General features: G+C 63.5%; 22 protein-coding genes, 1 tRNA gene and 2 riboswitches. Of the genes, 15 read left to right on the forward strand and 8 right to left on the reverse strand.

Going from position 1 to position 25,576, the window contains the following annotated elements:
• Window positions 1–218: 218 nt before the first annotated feature.
• The 8 genes from AC4D2M_RS12025 (at window position 219) to AC4D2M_RS12060 (ending at window position 7,104) form a co-directional block, all read left to right on the forward strand.
• On the forward strand, window positions 219–923 hold the full coding sequence (locus AC4D2M_RS12025; RefSeq protein ID WP_490892117.1) for an iron-dependent transcriptional repressor DtxR: 705 nt from the start codon (window positions 219–221) through the stop codon (window positions 921–923).
• A gap of 122 nt (window positions 924–1,045) precedes the next feature.
• Window positions 1,046–1,234, forward strand: a riboswitch (cyclic di-AMP (ydaO/yuaA leader).
• Window positions 1,235–1,238: 4 nt separating this feature from the next.
• On the forward strand, window positions 1,239–2,270 hold the full coding sequence (locus AC4D2M_RS12030) for a M23 family metallopeptidase (protein ID WP_490892118.1): 1,032 nt from the start codon (window positions 1,239–1,241) through the stop codon (window positions 2,268–2,270).
• A gap of 152 nt (window positions 2,271–2,422) precedes the next feature.
• Window positions 2,423–2,574, forward strand: a riboswitch (cyclic di-AMP (ydaO/yuaA leader).
• 5 nt (window positions 2,575–2,579) lie between these two features.
• On the forward strand, window positions 2,580–3,386 hold the full coding sequence (locus AC4D2M_RS12035) for an NlpC/P60 family protein (RefSeq protein ID WP_490892119.1): 807 nt from the start codon (window positions 2,580–2,582) through the stop codon (window positions 3,384–3,386).
• A 27-nt stretch (window positions 3,387–3,413) separates the two neighbouring features.
• Window positions 3,414–4,238 (forward strand): NlpC/P60 family protein, encoded by an 825-nt coding sequence (locus AC4D2M_RS12040; protein ID WP_490892120.1) that lies wholly within the window; start codon window positions 3,414–3,416, stop codon window positions 4,236–4,238.
• 203 nt (window positions 4,239–4,441) lie between these two features.
• Window positions 4,442–4,942, forward strand: a complete 501-nt coding sequence (locus tag AC4D2M_RS12045; protein ID WP_490892121.1) for an HNH endonuclease — start codon at window positions 4,442–4,444, stop codon at window positions 4,940–4,942.
• On the forward strand, window positions 4,939–5,556 hold the full coding sequence (gene mobA / locus AC4D2M_RS12050) for a molybdenum cofactor guanylyltransferase (protein WP_490892122.1): 618 nt from the start codon (window positions 4,939–4,941) through the stop codon (window positions 5,554–5,556). The genes AC4D2M_RS12045 and mobA overlap by 4 nt, the downstream gene beginning before the upstream one ends.
• Window positions 5,557–5,569: 13 nt before the next feature.
• Complete coding sequence (locus tag AC4D2M_RS12055) at window positions 5,570–5,854, forward strand: DUF6457 domain-containing protein (protein WP_490892123.1); 285 nt, start codon at window positions 5,570–5,572, stop codon at window positions 5,852–5,854.
• On the forward strand, window positions 5,851–7,104 hold the full coding sequence (locus AC4D2M_RS12060; protein WP_490892124.1) for a molybdopterin molybdotransferase MoeA: 1,254 nt from the start codon (window positions 5,851–5,853) through the stop codon (window positions 7,102–7,104). Before AC4D2M_RS12055 ends, AC4D2M_RS12060 begins: the two co-directional genes overlap by 4 nt.
• Before the next feature lie 39 nt (window positions 7,105–7,143).
• Here AC4D2M_RS12060 and AC4D2M_RS12065 read toward each other — a convergent pair whose 3' ends face one another.
• Window positions 7,144–9,501 carry an FdhF/YdeP family oxidoreductase gene (locus AC4D2M_RS12065; RefSeq protein WP_490892125.1) on the reverse strand — a complete coding sequence of 786 codons (2,358 nt, stop codon included), beginning with the start codon at window positions 9,499–9,501 and terminating at the stop codon, window positions 7,144–7,146.
• Between the two features lie 150 nt (window positions 9,502–9,651).
• Between AC4D2M_RS12065 and fdhD the strand changes: the two genes are divergently transcribed.
• The 3 genes from fdhD to AC4D2M_RS12080 are packed head-to-tail and all read left to right on the forward strand — an operon-like array spanning window position 9,652 to window position 13,532.
• A complete protein-coding gene (fdhD, locus tag AC4D2M_RS12070; RefSeq protein ID WP_490892126.1) occupies window positions 9,652–10,482 on the forward strand; it encodes a formate dehydrogenase accessory sulfurtransferase FdhD in 831 nt (276 codons plus the stop codon).
• 29 nt (window positions 10,483–10,511) lie between these two features.
• Window positions 10,512–11,585 (forward strand): LLM class flavin-dependent oxidoreductase, encoded by a 1,074-nt coding sequence (locus tag AC4D2M_RS12075; protein WP_490892127.1) that lies wholly within the window; start codon window positions 10,512–10,514, stop codon window positions 11,583–11,585.
• A gap of 27 nt (window positions 11,586–11,612) precedes the next feature.
• Complete coding sequence (locus AC4D2M_RS12080; protein WP_490892128.1) at window positions 11,613–13,532, forward strand: ABC transporter ATP-binding protein; 1,920 nt, start codon at window positions 11,613–11,615, stop codon at window positions 13,530–13,532.
• Window positions 13,533–13,559: 27 nt separating this feature from the next.
• Here AC4D2M_RS12080 and yczE read toward each other — a convergent pair whose 3' ends face one another.
• The 3 genes from yczE to AC4D2M_RS12095 all read right to left on the reverse strand — a co-directional run bounded on the left by yczE (window position 13,560) and on the right by AC4D2M_RS12095 (window position 15,006).
• Window positions 13,560–14,201, reverse strand: coding sequence for a membrane protein YczE (gene yczE, locus AC4D2M_RS12085; protein WP_490892129.1), 642 nt, complete (start codon window positions 14,199–14,201; stop codon window positions 13,560–13,562).
• Window positions 14,202–14,283: 82 nt separating this feature from the next.
• Window positions 14,284–14,357: transfer RNA gene (locus AC4D2M_RS12090), tRNA-Arg, on the reverse strand.
• Between the two features lie 52 nt (window positions 14,358–14,409).
• The gene (locus AC4D2M_RS12095) at window positions 14,410–15,006 is read right to left on the reverse strand and encodes a hypothetical protein (RefSeq protein WP_490892130.1); all 597 of its coding nucleotides are present in this window, start codon (window positions 15,004–15,006) and stop codon (window positions 14,410–14,412) included.
• 159 nt (window positions 15,007–15,165) lie between these two features.
• On the opposite strand from AC4D2M_RS12095, the gene AC4D2M_RS12100 reads away from it, so the two are divergent.
• The 4 genes from AC4D2M_RS12100 to sucD all read left to right on the forward strand — a co-directional run bounded on the left by AC4D2M_RS12100 (window position 15,166) and on the right by sucD (window position 21,691).
• Entirely contained in the window at window positions 15,166–16,710 is a 1,545-nt protein-coding gene (locus AC4D2M_RS12100) for an alanine/glycine:cation symporter family protein (RefSeq protein ID WP_490892131.1), read from the forward strand.
• 168 nt (window positions 16,711–16,878) lie between these two features.
• Window positions 16,879–19,323, forward strand: a complete 2,445-nt coding sequence (pcrA, locus tag AC4D2M_RS12105) for a DNA helicase PcrA (protein WP_490892132.1) — start codon at window positions 16,879–16,881, stop codon at window positions 19,321–19,323.
• A 264-nt stretch (window positions 19,324–19,587) separates the two neighbouring features.
• On the forward strand, window positions 19,588–20,757 hold the full coding sequence (sucC, locus tag AC4D2M_RS12110) for an ADP-forming succinate--CoA ligase subunit beta (RefSeq protein WP_490892133.1): 1,170 nt from the start codon (window positions 19,588–19,590) through the stop codon (window positions 20,755–20,757).
• A 31-nt stretch (window positions 20,758–20,788) separates the two neighbouring features.
• The gene (gene sucD, locus AC4D2M_RS12115) at window positions 20,789–21,691 is read left to right on the forward strand and encodes a succinate--CoA ligase subunit alpha (protein WP_490892134.1); all 903 of its coding nucleotides are present in this window, start codon (window positions 20,789–20,791) and stop codon (window positions 21,689–21,691) included.
• Between the two features lie 132 nt (window positions 21,692–21,823).
• On the opposite strand, the gene AC4D2M_RS12120 is transcribed toward sucD, so the two are convergent.
• The 4 genes from AC4D2M_RS12120 to AC4D2M_RS12135 form a co-directional block, all read right to left on the reverse strand.
• A complete protein-coding gene (locus tag AC4D2M_RS12120; RefSeq protein WP_490892135.1) occupies window positions 21,824–22,012 on the reverse strand; it encodes a DUF1918 domain-containing protein in 189 nt (62 codons plus the stop codon).
• A gap of 130 nt (window positions 22,013–22,142) precedes the next feature.
• A complete protein-coding gene (locus AC4D2M_RS12125) occupies window positions 22,143–22,931 on the reverse strand; it encodes an IclR family transcriptional regulator (protein ID WP_490892136.1) in 789 nt (262 codons plus the stop codon).
• A gap of 99 nt (window positions 22,932–23,030) precedes the next feature.
• Window positions 23,031–24,734, reverse strand: coding sequence for a BCCT family transporter (locus AC4D2M_RS12130; RefSeq protein ID WP_490892137.1), 1,704 nt, complete (start codon window positions 24,732–24,734; stop codon window positions 23,031–23,033).
• Window positions 24,731–25,519 (reverse strand): creatininase, encoded by a 789-nt coding sequence (locus tag AC4D2M_RS12135; RefSeq protein WP_490892138.1) that lies wholly within the window; start codon window positions 25,517–25,519, stop codon window positions 24,731–24,733. Before AC4D2M_RS12135 ends, AC4D2M_RS12130 begins: the two co-directional genes overlap by 4 nt.
• Window positions 25,520–25,576 lie beyond the last annotated feature (57 nt).

Below are 25,576 nucleotides of genomic sequence, written 5' to 3' on the forward strand. Positions count from 1 at the left end.
TGTGATGTGGGGTCGCAGACCATTCTGCCCCAGCGATTCCGTCGCGGGTGCATTATGACCGCTCGGTTCGGTGGCAAACGACAACCGTCAAACGGGCCAACTAAATGGGTTAACCTTGTGGGGCGTAGGGATGACGACGGCGGCCCACCTTCCAGGGACTGCAGGCAACCGCTGCATCAACGCTCAATCCGCACCAGTGCCAAGGAGCTGAACCCCGCATGACGGACCTCATCGACACTACCGAGATGTACCTGCGGACCATCCTTGAGCTCGAGGAAGAAAACATCGTGGCCCTGCGTGCGCGCATCGCAGAGCGCCTTCGCCACTCAGGACCCACGGTGTCTCAGACGGTGGGCCGGATGGAACGCGACGGGCTGGTTGTGGTGACCGGCGATCGTCACCTTGAACTGACCGAACTCGGACGTCGGCGGGCCACCGAGGTGATGCGCAAGCACCGGCTGGCTGAACGACTGCTCTCCGATGTCATCGGTCTTGACTGGGCCTATGTCCACGACGAGGCGTGCCGGTGGGAACACGTCATGAGTGAGCGGGTCGAACGGCGCCTCTACGAATTGCTTGGAAAGCCGACGGAGTCGCCCTACGGCAATCCCATTCCCGGGCTTGAAGCGATCGGCGGAACGCCCTCCGAAACCGTGACCCTCGGTGTGTGTACCCTCAGCGAAGCCCTGGCGACGAATATCGCCGGGTCAGCTGTGACTCTTATCCGTCTGGCTGAACCTATCCAGGTCGATCCGGAACTGCTCACGCAGTTGGATGAGGGTGGCCTGCGACCCGGAGCGTCCATGACCCTGCAGGCGGCGGGGGATTACGTGTCCGTTCGGGTGCCTGGTGTGGAGGGCGCACTGGAACTGCCGCCGGAAGTCGCCTCACACGTTTTCGTGGCGGTTCATCCCCAGTCTTGACGAAATGAGGGGAAAGCTCTGGATTGCCTAAGGTTATCCACAGTTTGGTAACGAAACGATTACGCTCGACCTCACCGGTTTTATAGTTGATACCTGGCGCTGATACTCCAGCGTTACCTGGTTCGCATGCCTAACCCTGTCAGCGAACGCAGTGTTGAACAGATGACAGGGGCGGAGGACCCACCACCGGTTATGGCTCGCCATGGCCCTGGGGTGAAGTGCCGGGTGCTGCCATAACGGAAGTATCCCGAACCGAGTTTTCTCATACTCGAACCCGACAGCTAACTTCGCAGGCGAAAATGAGAAAGGGTCTCCTTGTCGAACACTGCTTCGGGGCGCCGCCGTGCAGGCACCCCGGTTGCTGAAGCACGGCCCCGCGACGCCCACAGGCGTCACCGCGCCGAGCGAACCGCCCACCTCACAGCCCGCCACGTCGCTGTGCCCCACCTCACAGCGCCCCACGTCGCTGCTGTGCCGGTCACGTCAGCTGTCCAGGAGTTCAAGACCCCGACGGCGGCGGTTGCTGCGTGCCCAGCTGCGCCGATGTCCCGGCGCGAGGCCCGCAACGTCTCCGAAGCCCCGGCACAATCCGCGCCTGGGGCCCAGTCCACTAATGGCCTCCGTCCCCGGGACGCGCAGCGGATCGAACGACGACGCCGCGCCGTCACCGTACGCCGGGATATTTCCCTGGCAGGGCTTAGCCAGAAGGTTGCCATTGCCGCCGCTGCATCCGGAATGGTCCTCACCGTCGCGCTGCCCACAACCGCAGCGGTTGCGCCTTCCGACGCACTGGCCGTTTCCGCTCCGGCTGAGCAGGACGAACCACAGCGGGTTCAGGCCGCCGCGGGTGCGGATGTCTCGTTCCACCGGGCTGGGCTGCACGGGAAGTTCGACCCCGACGCAAAGCTCGCCGAAATGGTCTCCGCTTCGGGCAGTGACATCGTGACCGCAGAATCCAAAGGTTCCCTCTCCGCGCCACTGGACGGCGGAGTAATGAGCTCGCCCTTCGGTACCCGAATCAGCCCCATCACCGGCACCGGTGAGCTCCACACGGGGCAGGATATGAGCGAAGCCTGCGGAACGGCCGTGAAGGCTGCAGCGGCCGGCACAGTGACCTTCGCAGGGTGGCACGCGCACGGCGGCGGCAATCGCGTCGTCGTGCAGCACGCCAACGGCCTTGAGACCACCTACAACCATCTGTCAGCGATGGACGTGACAGTCGGTCAGGTTGTTGACCGCGGCGAAGCTATCGCATGGGTGGGATCCACCGGTGCTTCTACCGGATGCCACCTGCATTTCGAGGTCCTTGTAGACGGCAAGAACGTCGACCCGCTCGGTTGGCTTTGAACGGTTTCAATATCGTCGTAACCGGGAACACACCGTTCCGTGATCGGAATGTGACATACCTCAATTTCTGGGGTAGCGTTCAACTCGTGCCGGATCGCAGGGGGTTCGGCACTCTCGCGCAGATCGCCTAGCTCTGCCACTGCACGAGGTCCGTTCGTAAATCGCATGGCAGGGGCGGGGGAACCAATTGCGGGCTTCTTTTCAGAAGTCCTTGGGGTTAAGTCGCAGGATTTGAGACGATCCGCGGCCGGGTGACTCCCATCCGAATCCGACAGCTCACCTCGCAGGCGTAGGGAGAGGCAATTTAACGTGTCAAACAGCTCTGCGCTGGGCCGCCACCGTGCGGTGCCGGTTCATACCAACTCGCTCGCAGCCATCTCGAAGGCTGTATCTTCGAACGCAGGTTCCGTAGGACGCCAGGCAGCGGTCATTGTGGCAGCTTCAGGCTTGGTCCTGACAGCCGGACTTCCGGCCCACGGCGCATCCGACGCCCAGCGTTCGGCCCAGGCTGTCAAGACGCTCAGCGCAGTCGCCGTTCAGCCCACCGCAGTCAGCGCTTCTGCTGATGCGGCTGTCACCTTCGAGCGTGCGGCCGTCGAGGCCGTAGCTGCTCCGGTTGTCGAAGCCGTCGAGGACGCTCCTGTCGCAGTGCAGACTGAGGTTGTTGAGGCCGCCCCGGTCCCGGTCGTCGAGACCGTTGTCGAGGTCGCAACGCCGGCCGTCCAAGTTGCGGCAGCAGCTCCGGCCCAGGCAAAGGTAGAGACCGCCGCCGTTGAGACTCCCGCTCCTGTCAAGGCACCCAGCGCCAGTGGCGTCGGTGCAGCGCTGGTCGGCTCGGCCTACTCCCAGATCGGTGTCGCACAGGATTGCACCGCGATGGTTGAGAAGGCCCTCCGCTCAATCGGCAAGTCCGTAGGCGACATCGCTCCGAGCGACTTCTTCGCCTTTGGATCCGTCGTTCCCACTCCCGCTCCCGGTGACCTCGTGGTCTCCGGTGGTCACGTCGCGATCTACGTCGGCAACGGCCAGGTCATCAGCGGTGGCCTGAACGGTATGAACACCGGTCTTCACAGCCTGTCCGATCTCTCTGGCTACAGCTTCGTCCGCGTCAGCTAAGAACCAGAAAACCTGGAGCTCACACATATGACCCCGAACACCCGTGCCATCGCGCGCCACCGCGCCGAAGTGCAGCGATCAGCCCCTCTCTCCACCATTGCGCGCGCCGTCAGCGACAACGCCGGGGGCGTAGGCCGCCAGGCAGCCGTCATCGCCGCAGCATCCGGACTGGTTCTTACCACCGGCGTCGCTGCAAACGCGGTGGAACTGCCATCGGAGCGCAACACCGTCACCACCACGCTCGAGGTTCAGCCCGCCACGGCGCCGGTCCAGGCACCTGCGGACGCTGAGATATCCTTCAACAAGGCGGCCGTCAAGGCTGTCGCCGCTCCTGAGGTGGTTGCCCCTGTAATTCAGCCGCAGGCGGAAACGATTGAGATCGCTCCCGCTGTGGCACCGCTTGTCGAGGCAGAGCCCGCGGTAATCGAGCCCGCAGTAGCAGTGGAAACAACGGCCACTGTCGCCGCGCAGCCAGCCGTCGCCAAGACGCCTGCCCCCGCAGCGGCACCCCAGGCGTCCTCGGGCGTAGCCGCTACCATCGCTTCTGCCGCGAAGGCGCAGCTCGGAGTGACCCAGGACTGCACCCGCCTCGCCAGCAACGCCCTCGCCGCTGCAGGCATCAACTTCCACGGGTGGCCGGCCGGTTACCTCTCCCTCGGCCGCACGGTCAGCGCCGCAGAAGCCATTCCCGGTGACCTCATTTACTATGCCGACGGCGGGATGGGACTGGCCCACATCGCTGTTTACATCGGCGGCGGCCAGGCCGTCCATGGCGGATTCAACGGCAACCAGACCGTCATCGCGCCTTCCGAACTCGGATCGGGCCCTGTGTTCATCCGTGTCGGCGGCTAATCCTCCGACAGATTCGTAAATGCCCCTCACCGTCTCCGGCGAGGGGCTTTTTCGTGCCCGTCCGCCGGGAAAAAGCGGGTGTGGCGATTGACGAACCATAAGCGGAACGGCTTACTCTTGCACTGTTAATCCGAAGTACCTTCGCTTTAGCTTCAGGGATTTCACGGAATCTCCTGGACAATGGTCGGCAAAGAGGAATGTGCATGCGCACTCTCGTTCTTAATGCTGGATATGAACCACTGGCGGTGGTCACCTTCCGCCGGGCGCTGGTCCTTGTTCTCACAGGGAAAGCCAGCGTCGTCGCGGAAGGGGAGGACCCGGTGGTTGGTCCTAACGAAGTCCTGTCCAGACCATCTGTCATTCTGCTTAACCGGTATGTGAAGATCCCCTACCGCAACAGCACGGTAGCAACGCGACGCGGCGTCCTCCGGCGTGATAATCATCTGTGCGCCTACTGCGGCAAGGCCGCATCCACAATCGACCATGTGGTCCCGCGCTCGCGCGGGGGAGAGGACAGCTGGGAGAACCTCGTCGCCTGCTGCCTGAAATGCAACAACGCGAAGGGGGACAAGACTCTCGGCTCCCTCGGCTGGTCGCTCCGTGTTGTGCCCAGGCCTCCCCGCGGGACTTCCTGGCAGATCCGGGAACTTGAGAAGCCCTCGCCACAGTGGAGCGAGTTCCTGCCCGCCGACAACGCGGCGTGAGCAGCCCGACCGCGGACCCGAGCGCCGCCGAGGAGCTGATGTTTGACGCCGTGGTGCTCAGCGGTGGCAGATCGTCCAGGTTGGGCGGGGTTCCAAAGTCTTCCCTGCGGGTCGACGGCACATCGCTGCTGGTACGTACCTGTGACGCGCTCGCTGCGGCCCGGCGTCTTGTCGTAGTGGGCGGTCCCTCGCCCGACCTGCCGGCAAGGGCGGAGCTGATCCGGGAGGATCCACCGTTCGGTGGGCCGGCGGCGGCGGTGCGCGCCGCCGTCGTGCATTTGGAAGACAATCCCCCGCCCTGGGTGCTGGTGTTCGCATGCGACATGCCGCGCATCAGCGACGCGCTGCCCGCACTTGCCTCGGGCGCCCTCGCAACCGGGTTATCGGTATTGGCGCACGACGGCGGCAGGGACCAGCCGCTCGCGGCTCTGTATCGCTGGACTGACCTCGCGAGTGCTGTCGACCGGCAGGAAGTAAGAAACCTGTCTATGCGCGCCCTCCTTGCTAGGGTGACATGGAGTCCAGTCGAGGTTCCCGCAGGCTCAACCATCGACATCGATACGTGGTCCGACGCCCGGCAATTCGGGGTGGAGGAGCCAGACGCGGGCAAATAGCGAGAGGTTCACCATGGAGGATCGGGATCGCCTGCTCAGGCAGTGGAGCGAAAAGCTTCTGGAAATGTTCGAACTTGAGGGTACGGAGGTGGACGTCGATGCCGTTCTCGCCCTGGCGGGCCAGGCTGCGCACTCCGTGGTCCGTCCAGCGGCTCCGCTGACCACTTTCATTGCCGGTTATGCGGCAGGAATGGCAGTTGGATACGGCCAGGCGGACAGCGCCACAGCCATGAGGTCGGCGATGCAGGCCGCACACTCCGCCTGTCCGCCCATCGCCGAGGCGGAGGACCGCCGGTGAGCGGTCCCGGGCGCAACGTAACCTGGCAGGAAGCACGGCAGCTCGCGTACGAATCCGCCATCCCGAAGACCGCGCAGACCGTGAACCTTTCGGATGCTCTTGGCCAGACCCTGGCGGAACCCGTTGTGGCGCTGCAGCCTATCCCGCATTACGCATCCTCGGCGATGGATGGCTGGGCGCTGAATGGTGAGCCGCCCTGGACGCTGATTACGCCCGTTCAGAAGGACGAGAGTCCCTGGCACCGCGCACATGAACACAAGAAGTCCGGGTACGCCACACTGGAACCCGGCCAGGCAACGTTCATCCTCACCGGCGGCGTTGTCCCGCCGGGGGCAACCGGAATCCTGCGTACCGAACACGGAGCAGTCCGCGACGGTGTGTTGACCCGGAACGAACGTGCGCGTCCCGACGAACCCGCGGTGAATGAACACCTCCGGCCGGCGGGCGAGGAGGCAGACGAAGGAACCGAGACCATCGCAGCCGGCTCGGTGCTCAATCCGGCACAGATCGCCCTCGCCGCCGTTTGCGGATGGGACAACCTCCCAGTACTTCGCGCCCCGCGCGTCTCCCTTCTGCTGACCGGCGACGAGGTCATCGAAGCGGGACTGCCTGAGCCCGGCCAGGTCCGCGACACCTTTGGTCCGCAGCTGCCCGGCCTCGTCTCGATGCTGGGTGGCCACGTGGATACCGTGGCCCGCGCACGCGACGATCTTGACGATGTCGTCGCCGCGATCAGCGCGGAAGCATTGGACGAACTTTCGCTGGCGCGTGCGTCGGGCGATGTTCTGATCAGTACCGGCGGCACCGGGGCGTCCGACGCCGACCACATCCGCCGCGCGCTGACCGTGCTGGAAGCCGAATTCATCATCGACGGCATTGCGATGCGGCCCGGACACCCTACCCTTCTGGCGAGACTGCCGGACGGGCGCTTCTTCGTCGGCCTGCCAGGAAACCCACTGGCCGCGATGATGGCCCTCCTGACGGTCGGCGGACCCCTCCTCGCCGGCCTGCGCGGGGCCGCCTTCCCGGAATCGCGCTCGATCCTGGTCGGTGAGGCATTCGAGCCGCTGTCCGGACGCACCCGGCTGGTGCCCTACCGTCACGAGAGCGGCCGAGGAATGCCGACGGTCCACCACCGTTCGGGCATGCTGCGCGGACTGGCCGACGCCGACGGTGTCCTCGTTATCCCGGAGCAGGGCTGTGAACCGGACGAGAAGATAACCGTGCTGCCCCTCCCGTGGTTCAGTTAGCTGGAAACCAGTAGCCGAAGCACGGGAGGCGGCCCCCGATCAGACGGTTGACGGCATATTTTCCTGCGCGTTTTCCTCGCTGCTGCCGCCGGCCGGGCCATCCGTTGCAGGTTCCAGCCGGACAATGACGCCCTTGGAGACAGGTGTGTTGCTGCCCTTGACGGTGTCGTCGAGCGGCACCAGGACGTTCCCCTCCGGGTAGTACACGGCGGCGCAGCCCCGGGCAGTCGGATAGGACACAGCGCGGAACTTGCGCAGAACGCGGTCCTTGCCGTCCGCGTATTCGCCATGGACGTCCACCAGATCGCCGTCCTTGAAGCCGAATTCCGCAAGGTCCTCCGGGTTAACGAACACTACATGGCGGCCTTTCTTAATTCCGCGGTACCGGTCGTTGTAACCGTAAATGGTGGTGTTGAACTGGTCATGCGAGCGCATGGTCTGCAGGATCAGGCGCCCAGGCGGGCAGTCCATCGGATCCAGTTCATTGACCGTGAGCAGCGCCTTGCCGCTCGGAGTGTTGAACTTCCGCGAGTCGCGGGGCCCGTTCGCCAGCAGGAAGCCATCCTTCTCGCGGATGCGCCGGTTGTAGTTCTCGCAGCCCGGCACAACATGGGCGATGTGGTCGCGGATGCGGTCGTAGTCGTCTTCAAAGCCCTGCCAGTCAGCGGCAACGCGGTCGCCAAGAGCGGCCCGCGCCAGGCGGCTTACGATGGCGACCTCGGAGAGCAGCCCGGGCGCTACCGGTTCAACCCTGCCCTCGGAGGAGTGAACAGCGCTGACGGTGTCCTCAACCGAAACGAACTGCGGGCCGGTTGCCTGAATATCGATTTCGGTGCGGCCAAGCGTCGGCAGAATCAGGGCTTCCTCACCGACCACAGTGTGTGAACGGTTGAGTTTCGTGGATACCTGCACGTTCATCTCGAGGTTCTGCATGGCCGCTTCCGTCGCCGCGGTATCTGACATCGCGGCCACAAAGTTCCCGCCGAGTGCCATGAAGAACTTGATATCACCGTCGCGCATTCCCCTGACGGCGGCCACCGCGTCGACACCGTGCTCGCGCGGGGGCTCGAACCGGAATTCCTTTCCGAGCGCGTCGAGGAACGCTGGCGGCATCTGCTCCCAGATGCCCATGGTGCGGTCGCCCTGCACATTGGAGTGCCCACGAATCGGGGAGGCCCCCGCGCCCGGCCGGCCGATGTTGCCGCGCAGCAGGAGCAGGTTGATCATCTCCTTGATGGTGCCGACGCCGTTCTTCTGCTGGGTGACGCCCATCGCCCAGGTGATGATGACCTTCTTGGATTTGATGTACCGGTCGGCGAGCTCGTCGATCTCCTCCGAACGCAGCCCGGTTGCCTCGAGCACCGTCTGCTCATCCAGCTTCGCCAGATGTTCGCGCAGCTCGTCCAGCCCCTCGGTGTACTGAGCGATGAAATCGTGGTCCAGCACGGTACCGGGATTCCGGTCCTCAGCTTCAAGCACACGCTTGGACAGAGCCTGAAGCAAAGCCATGTCCCCACCGGCGCGGATCTGCAGGAACTGATCTGCGAGGTCGGTTCCACGGCCGACCACGCCCTTGGGCTTCTGGGGGTTCTTGAACCGGCGCAGGCCTGCCTCCGGCAAAGGATTGACGGCCACGATCTGGCCACCGTTCTCCTTCTGCTTCTCCATTGCGCTCAGCATGCGGGGATGGTTGGTGCCGGGGTTCTGCCCGATCACAATCATCAGATCGCAGTTGAGATAGTCGTTGTAGGCAACGGTCGCCTTGCCGATCCCGATGGTCTCGCCCATTGCGACGCCGGACGATTCGTGGCACATGTTCGAGCAGTCGGGCAAATTGTTGGTGCCCAGTCCGCGGATGAACAGCTGGTAGATGAATGCTGCTTCGTTCGAAGCACGGCCACTGGTATAGAACGCGGCTTCATCCGGGGACGCGAGGCTCTTGAGCTTCTCGGAAACGATGGTGATCGCCTCATCCCAACTGATCGGCCGGTAGTGGTCCTCGCCGGCGGTCTTGTACACAGGCTCGGTGAGCCGACCCTGCATGCCTAGCCAGAATTCGGAACGCCCGCGCAGCTCGCTGATCGAATGCTCGGCCCAGAACTCCGACGAAACCGTCACCGGGGTGGCTTCCCACGTGACTGCCTTGGCGCCGTTCTCGCAGTACTCGAAGGTGCTGCGGTGGTCGGAGGGGTCCGGCCATGCGCAGCTCATGCAGTCGAATCCCTGCTTCTGGTTCATCCTGAGCAGGGTGCGCGCGCTCCGATCGAGGCCCATATGTTTGATTGCCGGCTGCATCGAGTGATAGACGCCCGGCAGCCCGGCGGCCCAGTCCTTGGGCTTACCAACATCGAGATCGTTCTCGTCGGCTTCCTCGACGGGAGGGTTTGAGCGAGTCATCGCGCATCCTTTCTAGGCCGCTTCTCAGCGTTGAGTGGTCCTACGTGACCATTGTCGCTCAGAAGCCACGCACGGTATACCGGATGTGCCGGTGGCTGGGCGGCGAGCGGTGAACTAGGCTCGACCCAAACTTATTCGGAAGGCACGTCGATGACGCGAGTGATGGATCGGCGCAAAATCATGCGCTACAGGCTTGACGGCCCGGTCACCCAGAGGGAGGACCGGCTGGCCGGTGAGGAACCGCTGGAGATCCGGCTGGGCGGCCGCGCCTTCAGCGTCACCATGCGTACACCCGGAGACGACTTCGACCTCGTGGCAGGCTTCCTCGTGTCCGAGGGAGTGGTCGCCAAACAGGGTGAGGTACTGGCGCTCCGCTACTGCGCGGGCGTTGATGAGGAGGGTCGGCAGACGTTCAACGTGGTGGAGGCGCAGCTCCGGCCGGACGTTGCCCTGCCGGACGCGTCGATGGATCGCCATGTCTACACGTCCAGTTCGTGCGGCATCTGTGGAACGGCCTCGATCGATGCGGTCCGGAAGTCGGCCCGTTTTGACGTGCACGACGACGGCGGCACGGTGGACCTCGCGGTCCTTGCCTCCCTGCCGGATCGGTTGCGGACAAGCCAGAAGCTCTTCGACCGCACGGGGGGTGTCCACGCCGCCGGCCTGTTCTCGCGCGAGGGCGAGCTCCTGTGCCTCCGCGAGGACGTGGGCCGTCATAACGCAGTGGACAAGGTGGTCGGCTGGGCGCTGCGCGCCGATCTGCTGCCGCTGCGGGGAATGATCCTGCAGGTCTCGGGCCGGGCCTCGTTCGAACTGGTTCAGAAGGCCCACCTCGCAGGGATACCGACTCTCGCGGCGGTGAGCGCGCCGTCGTCGTTGGCTGCTGATCTGGCGGAAGAATCCGGGATCACGCTTGTCGGCTTCAGCCGCGGGCAGACACTGAATTGCTACACCCACCCGCATCGCATTAATACGGAATAGGGGCACCGCGGCCGGGGTTGCACTCCAGTATGGAACTCGGCATCTTCAGCTTCGGCGATATTCACCCAAACCCCGTCACAGGCGCCAGGGTTTCGCCCGAACAGCGAATGGCCGACCTCCTGGAGCGCGCGCGGCTCGCCGATGAGGTAGGCCTGCACTATTTCGGTATCGGGGAGCACCACCGCCCTGACTATGCGGTGTCCTCAGTGGTCCCCGTGCTTGCGGCTGCAGCGGCTCAGACCCGGACGATTCACGTCGGATCAGCGGTAACGGTGCTCAGCACCGAGGATCCGGTACGCGTATTCCAGCAGTTCGCCACCCTCGACCTGCTCTCCGGCGGACGGGCGGAACTGACAGCGGGACGTGGATCCTTCATTGAGTCCTACCCCCTCTTTGGTGCCGCACTCGAGGATTACGACGAACTTTACGAGGAAAAGATCGACCTGCTGCTGCGTATCGACGCCGAGGAGCGGGTTACCTGGTCCGGGCGGTTCCGGCCGCCCCTCCAGGATGCGCTGATCCTGCCCCGGCCGACCCGCGCGCACCTGGACATCTGGATCGCAACGGGTGGCACGCCGTCGTCGTCGGTCCGCGCTGCGCGGCTCGGAAAGCCGGTTATCTACGCGCTGCTGGGCGGCGCCGTCGGCAATTTCGCGCAGCACGCCGCCCTGTACCGCGAAGAGTTCAGCGCAGCCGGGGGAGGCGCGCCGCGGGTCGGGGTAAGCGGCGTGGGGCTGGTGCTCCGCAACGGAGCGAAGGAGACGTTCCGTCCGCACTGGCTCGACAGCATGACGCGTATCTCGGCCGAGCGCGGCTTCCCCAGACCGAGCGGGGTCACCTACAACATGCAAACGGCACGGACCGGTGCGCTTTACGTTGGTACGCCGGAGGAGGTGGCGGAGAAGATCGTCCTGACGCACGCCGCTATGGGCCACGACCGGCACATCCTCCAGCTCGATTTCTCATCCGTTCCACAGGAACAGGTTCTGGAATCAATCGAGCTGCTGGGAACCGAGGTATTGCCGCTTGTTAATGACGCCCTCGGCGTACAACTCCGCGACGATCCGGCACCCCGGACGGAAAGTGTCAGTCGCGGGACCTAAGCTTGGAATCCACTACGGGAGGCATCCATGAGCATGGAAGGCGCGGCCTGGAGTTCCCTATACCGGATCTCCTCCGCCAAGAACGGCAACAACAAATTTTCCAAGGAAACGCTGAAGCGGATCCTTTCCTTCGCCGTACCCTACAAGTTCAAGCTGGTGCTGTTCATCGCGCTGTCCGTGGTGTCTGCGTTCCTGGCGGTCGCCACACCCGTTCTGGCCGGACAGGTAGTCAACGCCATCATCGCCGAAGAGGCAGCCAGCACTATCGTGTGGCTCGCAGTCGTCATTGCGATCGTCGCCGTTGCTGACACCCTCGTGGGATTGCTGACCCGCTGGTATTCAGCGCGGATCGGCGAGGGAGTGATCCTGGATCTGCGCACCGCGGTCTTCGACCACGTGCAGAAGATGCCGATCGCATTCTTCACCCGTACCCGTACGGGCGCACTCGTGAGCAGACTCAACAATGACGTGATCGGTGCGCAGCAGGCGTTCAGCGGCACGCTGTCCGGGGTGGTCAGCAACCTCGTGGCTTTGATCCTCACCCTGATAGTCATGCTGAGCACGTCGGTGCTGGTCACGGTGCTCGCGATCATCATGCTGCCCATCTTCCTGTTGCCCGCACGCAGGATGGGCAGCAGGCTGGCGTCGCTTCGGCGCGAGGCCGCTGACTACAACTCCACCATGAGCACGCAGATGACCGAGCGGTTCTCGGCCCCCGGCGCCACCCTCGTGAAGCTGTTCGGCCGCCCCGACGAGGAGTCTGAGGAGTTCCGCGTGCGCGCTGCCCGGGTCAGGGATATCGGTGTCCGGACAGCAATGCTGCAGTTCGTATTCTTCTCCGCGCTGATGCTTGTTTCCGCGCTCGCCCTCGCCCTGGTGTACGGGTTGGGCGGCACCCTGGCGCTCAGGGGCGCACTGGACACCGGTGAAGTGGTAACGCTGGCCCTGCTGCTCACGCGCCTGTACGCGCCGCTGACCTCGCTTGCGAACGCGCGCGTTGAAATCATGAGTGCTCTGGTGAGCTTCGAGCGGGTATTCGAGGTGCTCGACCTCGACCCGCTCATCAAAGAGAAGCCGAACGCAGAGACTATTCCTGGCGGTCCGGTGGCAGTCGAGTTCGACGACATCCGCTTCGGCTACCCGTCGGCGGACCGCGTCTCGCTGGCCTCGCTGGAAGAGGTATCGACACTGGATACCCGCGGCGGTGAGGAAGTGCTGCACGGCATCAGCTTCCGTATCGAGCCAGGTCAGACCATGGCCCTGGTAGGCACCTCCGGTGCCGGCAAATCGACCATTGCACAGTTGCTGGCCCGGCTGTATGACGTCGACGCCGGGTCGGTCCGGATCGGTGGGAAGGACGTCCGCGATGTGACGTTCGAATCTCTGCGGCACACCCTGGGCATGGTGACGCAGGACGGACACCTCTTCCATGAAACCATTGCCTCCAACCTCAGGCTGGCACGCCCCGATGCATCCGACGGTGAGGTCTGGGACGCGGTTCGCCGCGCCCGCCTGGAAACGCTGATCCGCTCCCTGCCTGACCAGCTGGACACGATGGTGGGGGAGCGCGGGTACCGGCTGTCCGGCGGTGAGAGGCAGCGGATGACCATCGCACGACTCCTCCTCGCACAACCGCGTGTCGTCATCCTCGACGAAGCCACCGCAGCACTGGACTCAACCTCGGAAGCGGCAGTCCAGGCGGCGCTCACCGAGGCACTGGAAGGACGCACGGCGCTGGTGATCGCCCACAGGCTGTCCACCATCCGCAGCGCGGACCAGATCCTTGTAGTCGAAGACGGACGCATTGCCGAGCGCGGTACGCATGAGGAATTGCTTGCCGAGGGTGGGCGGTACGCCGAACTGCACCGCACCCAGTTCGCCGTGCAGAAAGCCGTTGCACCGGACGAGCCTGCCGAAGCCCTGTCGGTCTCCGGACCCGGAGCCTGATACACCGTCCCTTCCGGAACGGCGGGGCTACGGCGTCACACCGGATGGCGATGCACGGCCGCCGAGCCGTGGTTCGCCCGGTTCCTCCGGCACCTGGAGGCGAGGCAGTGTCAGGTTGACGAGCGGCCCCACGAACAGCGCAAACGCCACGGTGCCCACGCCCACGGTGCCGCCCAGAACCCAGCCGATGGCGAGGACCGAGACCTCTATGCCTGTACGCACGGCCCAGATGGGCCAGCCCCAGCGCCTATGAATTCCGGTCATGAGCCCGTCACGCGGGCCGGGGCCCATGCGCGCGCCGATATAAAGGCCCGTGGCAACCGCGAGAAGAACCAGCCCGCCGGTGAACAGGAGAATCTGCACCCAGAGGACCGTCTGCTGCGGGATCACTGCCAGGCCAACCTCCGCGCTCGGTCCGACCAGCAGGACATTCAGCACGGTTCCCGATCCGGGTTTCTGGCGGATCGGAATCCATAGGAGCAGTACCACCAGCCCGATGAGGTTGGTGGTCAGACCGAACGGGACGCCGCTCTGGACGGACACACCCTGCCCCAGCACATCCCACGGAGATACACCGATCCCGGCGCGAATCATCATGCCGATGGAGAACCCGTAAAGGAACAGGCCAACGAGGAGCTGCACGATGCGGCGCACCCAGAGAAGAGACATTCTCCAAGTATCGGCTACGTCCGCGTCCTGATGCAGCGGGAAAGACAGTGCAATGGGCAGGGGTAACCATGTGGACCAAATGTGCCCCTGGCCGGAATCGAACCGACGACCTTCCCTTTAGGAGAGGGACGCTCTATCCTACTGAGCTACAGAGGCGGGCACTGCGGATCACTAACAGTGCCGCAGGCGGTACCAGCTTACAGTCTTCCTAGCTCCCCGACCGCACACTACGGGGCAGCAGGACCGCGACCAGGCCAGCGAGGCAGCTCGCGGCGAACAGCACCCACCGCGCAACCGTGAGGGTGGACGCGAGGGCCACCGAACCGGCGTCGGGTCCGGCAAGAACGGAGTCGATCGCAACGTTCTCCCACAGGTCCACCACCACAAACAGAAGCACAGGGCTCCATAGCACCCAGCGGAGCCACCGCCGCGAGACGTTGAGCTGCACCAGCAGGAGCCATGCCAAGCCGAAGAGCAATGGGAACAGTGTGCCCGCAGTCTTGTGCACGTAGCTCAACTGGCCGAGCGCAGCGGGGTCCATCGCCGAACGCAACTGGTCGATGTACGCCGCATCGTAGCCACCGATGAGCATGTCGGGCATGCTGAGCCCGCCGGACAGCTGCGTCATCTGCGAGAGCGTGAGCAAATGGAAGTACCAGAACAGGAAGAGCGCCGCCGCAACCGCCGGTATGAGGATGAGGTTGCCGTTGTGGCGGGGCGAGACGTCCGGTTGGCTGGATGAAGCGGGCATACCGGCTGCCGCCGTCCCGTGCTTGCGCGCGATCTGTGCCCTCGTTTTGCCCATGGCTCAATGGTAGACGGTCACCATGCACCAACACTTCCTGAAAATCCAGTCAGGATTTGGTATCAATTTGATATCGATGAGCGCACACCGTGTGCTGTGATTGCAATCACAGCACGAACCGGGTTTCTTTAACGGATGGCAATCAACCAAATACTACCCATGACTTCCGTGGCCGATGAGGTGGGATGGCTCGCAGCCATCGAAGACTCTATCGATGCGGTCTTCGAACCGATCGCTACCTGGTTCGCCGCCGTCGTCTTCGTCCCGATCACAATCGGCGAAGTAAGTTTCCCAGTGGTGGTCGCGTGGCTGATCGCCGCGGCCGTCATCTTCACCATCTACTTCGGCTTCATCCAGTTTCGTGGACTGAAGGTTTCCTACGAAGTTGTCCGCGGGCGGTACTCGTCCAAGGATGATCCGGGGGAGGTCCCGCACTTCCAAGCTTTGACCTCGGCGCTGTCCGGCACGGTCGGGCTGGGAAATATCGCCGGTGTCGGCGCAGCAATGGCGCTGGGCGGACCCGGTGCAACCTTCTGGATGATCCTCGCGGGACTTCTCGGAATGTGCACCAAGTTCGCGGAGTGCACCTTGGGCGTCAAGTACCGCGAGGTCCACGAGGACGGCACCGTATCCGGTGGCCCGTTCAAGTACCTGCCGGTGGCCTTCACGAAGTTCGGTAAGTGGCCCGCAAAGATCCTGACCGGAATCTTCGCCGTCGCCATCCTCTTCTTCGGTGTAGCAGGCGGCAACATGTTCCAGGCCAACCAGACTTTCGCGCAGGTACAGGAGGTGACCGGCGGTGAGGATGGTTTCCTCGGAAGCGCAGGCGCAGCCCTGATCTTCGGCCTCGTCCTTGCCGGCCTTGTTGGCCTGGTGATCCTGGGCGGCATCAAGTCCATCGGTGCCACCACCAGCAAGCTTGTTCCGGCCATGGGTATCGTCTACGTCACCGCCTGCCTTTTCGTCATCATCGTGAATATCGATCAGGTCCCGGCGGCGTTCGGAGCGATCATCGCAGGCGCCTTCGCACCCGCGGGAATGGCGGGCGGCATCGTCGGTGTCATGGTCGTCGGTTTCCAGCGCGCTGCGTTCTCAAACGAGGCCGGCCTCGGCTCCGCTGCAATCGCTCACTCCGCGGTGAAGACCCGCCGTCCCGTGAGTGAGGGTTTCGTGGCGATGTTCGAGCCACTCGTGGACACCGTCATTATCTGCACCATGACCGCACTGACCATCGTCATCGCGAACGCTCCCAGCCTGCAGGCCGGGATCGATCAGGTGCAGGCCGGCGAAGGCGCCCCGGATGGCGTCATCCTGACCTCGGATGCCTTCGCGACTGTCATCGACTGGTTCCCGATCGTACTTGCCATAGCCGTAGCGCTCTTCGCGTTCTCGACCTTGATCACGTGGTCCTACTACGGTCTGAAGGCCTGGGAGTACCTCTTCGGTCGCGGCAAGGCTTCTGAGGTTCTCTACAAGGTCATCTTCCTGTTCTTCACCGTTACCGGAACCGTGCTGACCTTCGGGCAGGTGCTCAGCTTCGCGGACTCCGCGCTGTTCGTCTGCGCCTTCGTGAACCTGCTCGGTGTGTACATGCTCCTGCCTGTGATCAAGCGGGAGATGAAGGACTACCTGGCTGACCGCAAGAGCGGGAAGCTCCTGGACCTGGGCATTGAGCCCGAGGACCGGAGATCCACCGCGAAGTAAGCGGCTCCTCATCCCCACCGGTGCCCGCCGGATCCTTTGATCCGGCGGGCACTGCCATGTCCACCCCCCTCCGCACGCCCGTCCCAGCCCCCGGCCGGCGGAGGAAAAAGACCAGCACGACGACGGCGGACATGTTCTGTCCGTGCCAGCACCTAGACTTAAAGCACCATGGACTTGCTTTTCGATCCGCACCTCAGCACCCCTTCCGCAGGCAGGCGCGGCGCGCCGTCGTCGTCCTCTCCTGACGCCACGGAGCATCCACGCCGTGGCGGCCATGTCGATGAAGGCCGCGCCCTTGAGCTGCTCGAGGGGTTGAATCCGCAGCAGGAGGAAGCGGTCAAGCACAGTGGCTCGCCCCTGCTGATTGTGGCCGGAGCGGGCTCGGGAAAGACGCGCGTACTCAGCCACCGAATCGCGTATCTGATGGCCACCGGCCGGTCACATCCCGGTCAGATTCTCGCGATCACCTTCACCAACAAGGCTGCTGAGGAAATGCGCGAGCGGATCGAGGGGTTGGTGGGCGATGTCGCGAAGCGCATGTGGATCTCCACGTTCCACTCCTCGTGCGTACGCATTCTGCGCCGTGAGGCAACGTCCATCGGTTTGAACTCCAATTTCTCCATCTACGATTCCGCGGACACTCTTCGGCTCATCACGCTGGTGGCCAAGGGGCTGGACCTGGACCCCAAGCGCTTCGCACCCAAGGCCATCCAGCACAAGATCTCGGCGCTGAAAAACGAGCTGGTTGACGAGGAAGAGTATGCTTCCACAGCCAACTACTCCGATCCTTTCGAGCAGGCGGTCGCAGAGGTCTACAAGGGGTACGCACAGCGTCTTCGCCAGGCCAACGCTATGGACTTCGATGACCTGATCGCACAGACCGTCTTCATGTTCCGTGCCTTCCCCGGCGTGGCCGACTACTACCGGCGGCGCTTCCGCCACGTCCTCGTGGACGAGTACCAGGACACCAACCATGCCCAGTACGCGCTGGTCCGGGAGATCGTGGGCGTCGCGGGAGAAACCGTGGAGGAGCCCGCAGAGCTGACGGTCGTGGGTGATTCAGATCAGTCCATCTACGCATTCCGCGGTGCGGACGTGCGGAACATCGTGGAGTTCGAGAAGGACTACCCCAACGCACGCACCATCCTGCTGGAGCAGAACTACCGCTCCACCCAGAACATCCTCAACGCGGCCAATGCAGTCATCTCCCGCAACCCCAACCGACCGGAGAAACGGTTGTGGACGGCTGAGGGCAACGGCGAGAAGATCATTGGCTACGTCGGCGAAAATGAACATGAAGAAGCACGGTTCATCGCGGACGAGATCGACCGGCTCCAGGACGAGGAGAACCTGCGGCCCGGAGACGTCGCCGTGTTCTACCGAACCAACGCCCAATCGCGCTCCATAGAGGAAATACTGATGCGCGTCGGTCTGCCGTACAAGGTGGTCGGCGGTACACGCTTCTATGAGCGCAAAGAGATCAAGGACGCGCTTGCGTACCTGCGTGTGCTGGTAAACCAGGACGACGTCGTCAACCTCCGCCGTATCCTCAACGAACCAAAGCGGGGAATCGGTGACCGCGCGGAGTACGCCATTGCGGCGCTCGCCGAACGCGATCGCGTGAGTTTCATGGAGGCACTTCGCCGGGCCGACGAAGCACCCGGCATGGCGACGCGCTCCGTCAATGCGGTTGCCTCGTTCGTGAAGCTCATCGATGATCTCGCGGAGGTGTCAGCAGGGTCCGGCGCGTCCGCGGCGCTGGAGGCGGTCCTCGAGCAGACGGGATACCTCGCGCAGCTGCGGACCAGCACCGACCCGCAGGATGAGTCGCGCGTGGAGAACCTTGCGGAGCTCGTTGCGGTGGTTCGTGAATATGAGATCGACAACCCCGAAGGGACCCTGGGCGACTTCCTGGAACAGGTGTCCCTGGTGGCTGACGCTGACCAGATCCCGGACGCCCCGGCCGGTGCGGGCGAGGACGTGGAGAAGGCCGTGGAGGAAGCGCGGAAGCAGGGCGTCGTTACCCTCATGACCCTGCACACCGCCAAGGGCCTCGAGTTCCCGGTGGTCTTCCTGACCGGCATGGAACAGGGGATCTTCCCGCACCAGCGCTCCGCTACAGACCCCAAGGAACTCGCGGAGGAGCGCCGGTTGGCCTACGTCGGGCTGACCCGTGCCCGGAAGCGGCTGTACATCACGCGCTCCGAGGTCCGGAGCCTCTGGGGACAGAGCCAGTACAACCCGGCCAGCCAATTTGTCGGAGAGGTCCCTGAAGACCTGATCCACTGGAAACGGGAGGGCGCCGCGAAACCGGCCTGGACCAGCACCCAAAGCATCAGCGGGCCCCGGTTCAGCGGCTCCTACTGGGGCGCCGGCGCGGCCTCCGGCAACGAGTCAGGACGCGGGCTTCCGGGGAAAGCCGCAGGTAGGGTGCAGCCCCAGAAAGAAGTCGTCGCTGTCGCTGCGGGAGACAAGGTCAACCACACCACGTTCGGCAACGGCACGGTTCTTGCGGTCGAAGGCGGCGGGGACAAGATGGTCGCCAAAGTGCGGTTCGACATCGGGGAAAAGCGGCTCCTGCTCCGTTACGCTCCGCTGACCAAAGTCGGGTAGCAGGGGGTGCAGCCAGCACCGGTGGAGCGTTGCGGCGTGCCTGGATAAGCGCCGCCGTCGTGGGTGTGTGGGGTGTGCGCACGGCAGGGCTGGCCGCCCTGCGCCGTAATTGCGGCGCGGAACGGTAACCGAAAGGGTTACTTTTCTACAACTCATAGAACTGTGTGCTTACTCACGAAACCGGTAGTCTGTGAAAGGCGTTCCGAGCCAAGGGGCTAGAGTTCCCTGTGTAAACCTACTTCGACGTAGAAGGACACTAGATAAGTGGACCTGTTTGAATATCAGGCGCGCGATCTATTTGAGGCTCACGGCGTTCCCGTGCTTGCCGGCATCGTGGCGCAGACCCCGGAAGAAGCAAAAGCAGCAGCCGAGAAGATTGGCGGCGTTGTCGTCGTCAAGGCGCAGGTCAAGGTTGGCGGCCGCGGCAAGGCTGGCGGCGTAAAGGTAGCCAAGACCCCGGATGAGGCTTACGAGCACGCATCCGCGATCCTCGGCATGGATATCAAGGGCCACACAGTCCACAAGGTGATGATTGCGCAGGGCGCAGACATCGCTGAGGAGTACTACTTCTCGGTGCTGCTGGACCGGTCCAACCGCAACTACCTTGCCATGTGCTCCGTTGAGGGCGGCGTGGAGATCGAACAGCTCGCGGTCGAGCGCCCCGAAGCGCTGGCACGGATCGCGGTTGATCCCGCGGTTGGTATTGACCGCGCCAAGGCTGACGAGATCATCGATGCCGCCGGGTTTGCTCCGGAACTCCGCGAAGGTGTCGCCAACACCATCCTGAAGCTGTGGGATGTGTTTACGAAGGAAGACGCCACCCTGGTTGAGGTGAACCCGCTGGTCAAGACCGGTTCGGGCGAGATCCTCGCTCTCGACGGCAAGGTCACGATCGACGAGAACGCTGGCTTCCGCCAGAAGGGCCACGCTGACCTCGAGGATAAGGACGAAACCGATCCTCTGGAGGCCAAGGCCAAGGAAAACGACCTCAACTACGTCAAGCTCGACGGCGAAGTAGGCATCATCGGTAACGGTGCCGGGCTCGTGATGTCCACCCTCGACGTCGTCGCCTACGCAGGTGAGGCGCACGGCAACGTGAAGCCCGCCAACTTCCTCGACATCGGCGGCGGCGCTTCTGCCGAGGTCATGGCTGCGGGCCTCGACGTGATCCTGAACGACAGCCAGGTCAAGAGCGTCTTCGTGAACGTCTTCGGCGGCATCACCGCATGTGATGCGGTAGCCAACGGCATTGTGAAGGCTTTGGAGATCCTTGGCGACAAGGAGAATAAGCCTCTCGTGGTCCGTCTCGACGGCAACAACGTCGAGGAGGGCCGCCGCATCCTCGCTGATGCCAACCATCCGATGGTCACCATCGCCGACACCATGGACGAAGGCGCCGACAAGGCTGCCGAGCTGGCCTACGCCGCTCGCTGACCGGTCGCGACCACAGGACTAAGGAACACACATGTCTATCTTTCTGAACAAAGACTCCAAGGTGATTGTCCAGGGCATCACCGGCGGCGAGGGCACCAAGCACACCGCACTGATGCTGAAGGCCGGCACCCAGGTTGTCGGTGGCGTCAACGCCCGCAAGGCCGGCACCACCGTCACCCACGGTGACGTGGAGCTGCCCGTTTTCGGCACCGTGAAGGAAGCGATCGCCGAAACCGGCGCTGACGTTTCCATCGTTTTCGTCCCGCCGGCGTTCACCAAGGACGCCGTTGTTGAGGCGATCGACGCCGGAATCGGCCTCGTCGTCATCATCACCGAGGGCGTACCAGTACAGGACTCCGCGGAATTCTGGGCGCTGGCGAAGTCCCGCGTGGACGCCGACGGCAAGCAGGTTACCCGCCTGATCGGGCCCAACTGCCCCGGCATCATCACCCCCGGCGAATCGCTGGTCGGTATCACTCCGGCCAACATCACTGGCAAGGGCGGGGTGGGCCTGGTTTCCAAGTCCGGCACCCTGACCTACCAGATGATGTACGAACTGCGCGATCTCGGTTTCTCCACGGCGATCGGCATCGGCGGTGACCCGGTGATCGGAACCACCCACATCGACGCACTCGAGGCGTTCGAAGCGGATCCGGAGACCAAGGCGATCGTGATGATCGGCGAAATCGGCGGCGACGCCGAAGAGCGCGCGGCCGAATTCATCAAGGCGAACGTAACCAAGCCGGTTGTCGGCTACGTTGCAGGCTTCACTGCACCCGAGGGCAAGACAATGGGCCACGCAGGTGCAATTGTGTCCGGTTCCGCCGGCACTGCCCAGGCGAAGAAGGAGGCCCTCGAGGCCGCCGGCGTCAAGGTGGGGAAGACCCCGTCCGAGACCGCTCGCCTGCTGCGCGAGGTTTACGAGACGCTCTAAGGGCTTGACCCGTAAAGAACCTTCACGACGGCGGCCGTCACCTTTCCCTGGAAAGGTGACGGCCGCCGTCGTTGTCTGGGTCTCTGCCCCGCCTACTTCATCCTCGCTCCAACGCGAAGCAGCCGGGACCGGTTATGTATCGGTGGAGCGAATCTCCGTGCCGGGACCGGGAAAGACCAGTCCCTGGGATCCGTTCGACCAACGGACCAGGTACGGCGGGGCTCCGCCCTCACCACGGGTCTCCAGTACCTCACCCTCCCGTTCGGCGTCATCCACGTGGACGCCGTGGACAAGGATGCGGTCGCCGATTGATGCCTTCATTTGCCAGCCTCCTCACGTGTGCGGATACCCCTAGTATCCGCTTCCGACCGGACGCTGTCTGCGGCTTGCGGGCAAGTGATGCGTTGCAGCGCTATGCCCGTGCTCACCGCCGGGCAGCGGGCACACCGGCTCACTGGGAGGCCCGGCCTCCGAGTCTCCGCGTCACGTCTTTTGCCGCCAGAACGCAAGCGGACACCAGAGCGCCGAGCTGATCCCGGTCCACCCGGAAGCGGGGCGCCGAAATCAGAACTGCAGCCGCTACGTTTCCCCGGTGGTCGTGAACCGGGACGGCGATCCCGACCTCCTCGGCGGAGGTTTCACCGTAGTTCACCGCATAGCCTTGACGGTGCACGTCCCGCAACCGCGCGAGGTACGCGTCGAGGCTGGCTTTGTCCGGGGAGGGGTGGACAACCGTCTGGCTGAGCAGCAACTGCCGAACGCGGTCCTCCTCCTCAAGCGCAAGGAATACCTGGACACTGGCGCTGTATGCGGTGCCGTAACTGGTACCGAGCGGCGAGGTGTGCTTGACGTTGTTTTTGCTGACAACCTGCTCCACCGTGATCGACTCAGTTCCGTTCCATAACACCAGCGCTGATGTTTCACCGGTTTCTCCGGTCAACTCGCTCAGGACAGGGTGGGCGACTTTCCGGACGTCCAGATCCGCCAGAAGGGGACCGGCGAGCGTGATGATTCCCAGTCCGAGCCGGAAGCGGCGCGAGAGCGGGTCACGTTCGACGATATTTTCGTTCTCCAGGCTCGCCAAAATTCGCGAAACCGTGCTTTTGTGCAGGCCTACCTGCACCGCAATCTCAGTTACGCCCTGTAGCGGCTCTTCTATGCTGAAGCACCGCAGCACGTCGATCACGTTGGAAATGACGGAGGCGCCCTTGCTGTCCCTGGTTTCTGGTTGTGCTGTCATGATGTCTTTCATCATCCCCTATCAGTTACTTCTTCGACGGAAATGCCAATGGCGTCACCCATCTGGGTGACGCCGTCGGCCACAGGGACAGTGACGCATCTAGTTCAGATGTGAACTGCTGTCAGAGGCTACGAGTGCAGGCGCTTTAGCTTCTTCCTGCCGGGACTTCGCCAGAGAAGGTGGAACCGTCATGGTTTCAGTGCGGCGAAGCCGCTTGATGAAGTTGATGACCATGATGATCAGGATGAAGGCCAGCGGGAAGGCGCCGATAATGGTGCCGGTCTGCACCGTCCCGATGACCGAAACTCCGCCGAGGACCAGCAGGGCTACGGTGACCGATGCAATAGCTGCCACGAGCAGCACCCGGAACCACTTGCTGGGGCTCTTTGAGGAAGCAACGAACCCTGAGAGGGCGTGCACTCCGGAGTCCAGTGACGTGATGTAGTAGGTGGCCACCAAAATTGTGGAGACGACCATCAGGATCGTTCCGACAACCGGCACAAAATCGAGCATCGCGAACAGGCCGCTTTCGGTGCTTTCCGCGATCTGACCCGAGATGGCACCGTTGTTGGCGTTGTCGTAAAAGTGGGCTGCACCACCCAGCACGCCGATCCACACCATCACGATGACGGAGGGGATGACGGTGACACCAATGACGAACTCCCGGATGGTCCTGCCCTTGGAGATCCGGGCAATGAACGGGCCAACGAAGGCGGAGAACGCGATCACCCAGCACCAGATGAATACGGTCCACCACCCATTCCAGCTGTCCTGCCAGCTGCCGATGCCCGCACTTGCGACATCGGACTCCGCCCAGAAGCTCATGGCGACGAAATTCTGGAAGTACACGCCGAAGGTCTGCAGCACGGAGGACAGCAGGTAGACAGCAGGACCGAAGAGCAGGACCGAACCGACCAGCACGATGCTCAGGACCGAGTTCACCTCGCTGATGCGCTTCATGCCCTTGCTGATGCCGAAGTACACCGAAATCGCCGTGAAAACGGCGAAGACAGCGACAACCGCGATCCAGACCGGCATGCCACCGCTTATGTTCGTGAAGGACGTCAGGCCGAAAGTGAACTGGAGCGTGGCGAATCCGAACGAGGTGGCCAGGCCGAGCACGCAGGCCAGGATAGCGAGCACCTCGACGGCCACCCCGATGCTCCTGCGCGACTTCACGGGGAAGAAGTCGACGACGGTGTCGCGGAAGGTGAGTTTCTTGCCGAGGTTGAAGTGTGAGTAGGCCAGGCAGATTGCGACGATGCAGTACATCGCCCATGCGGTGAGCCCCCAGTGGAAGTAGGACCACGCCATGGCGCCGTCCTGCGCGACAACGGCGTCGCTCCCGCTGAACAGCGGGCTCTCCTCCTTGAGCATGATCGGCTCAGCAACGGACCAGAAAATCAGCCCGATGCCCTGTCCGCAGGCGAAAAGCATTGAGTACCAGGCGAACTTGCTGTAATCCGGCTTGGCGCCTGCGCCGCCCAGACGGATATGTCCGAAACGACCGAAGGCAAGCCAGGCACAGATCCCGAGCGCAAGGACCGAGAAGAGCACGAAGAACCAGGTGAAGTATTCAGTGACGAAGGTCCGGGCGGTGCCGATGGCTCCCGCCGCGGCGTCGGGGGCGGCGATGGTTCCAACGAGGATAGCGACCACGAGAACCGCTGCCAGCCATTTGATGACAGTGTCATCCACCGCCCTTCGCTTCTTCTGGGCGGGGGTCTCCACCTCCTCTTCGGTATCGGTTTGGACGCCCTCGTTCGGCGCCGTGGTGACCGCCGCTTGCCTGTTCCAGATCATCTTTGATCGCTCCTGAACTCATGGGTAATAGCGCCGGCCATGCTGCTCGACGCCCTTTTTAGTAGGATTTCTCCCTTTTCCGCTGAGGCATTGGCGGCAGAAGATAGGCATCCGGAGCCGGGAGTGAGCTCTGGACGTACCGGAAGGAGGTCATAGTTCGGCAGGACGGCTGGAGGGAAATCCTCGACCCTGCCCATATCGACCCGTTCCGGGTAAAGGTGCAACATCAGGGATGTTTCAAGCACACCGCCGTGCTCTACATCCCATCCGCTGAACCCTTCCGGATACAGCTCGCCGATCGTTTCCTCGTCGACGAAGTCCCAGTACGACAGCAGCATGACGCGGCGGTCATCCATGCCGGCGAGCTGCAGTTCGCGGACAGCCAGGTCCACTCCCTCATACAGGAACTGGTAGTTCTCAAAATGCCCGTTGACGAACACGATCCTGCGGGCTCCGTGGCGTGCCAGTTCCAGGGTGAGCGACTTCGCGATGGCGGCAACGGTGGCGCCGTCGAGGCTCGTAGTCCCTGGAAGATGGTTCCCGCCGCCCGAGCGCTGCTGGGACTTGTAGCCGTACATGATGGGCGCCGCGACGAGCGCACCGATCTGTTCGGCGACCGCACCCGCCATCGCCCGCGACAGCAGTACGTCCACGTTCAGCGGCATATGCGGTCCATGCTGTTCAACCGCGCCGGCGGGGATGAGAATGATCCCGTCCTCGGCGCTGATCTTCTCGGAGTAGGTGAAAGCGTCGAGTTCTTCCATATACACGGTGGTGCGCGCCATGTGCGGTCTCCTGCTAGTGGGCAAAATCTGAAAAGAACGACGGCGGCGCTTGCGCCG

This window comes from Arthrobacter sp. TJ-270 (assembly GCF_058269075.1).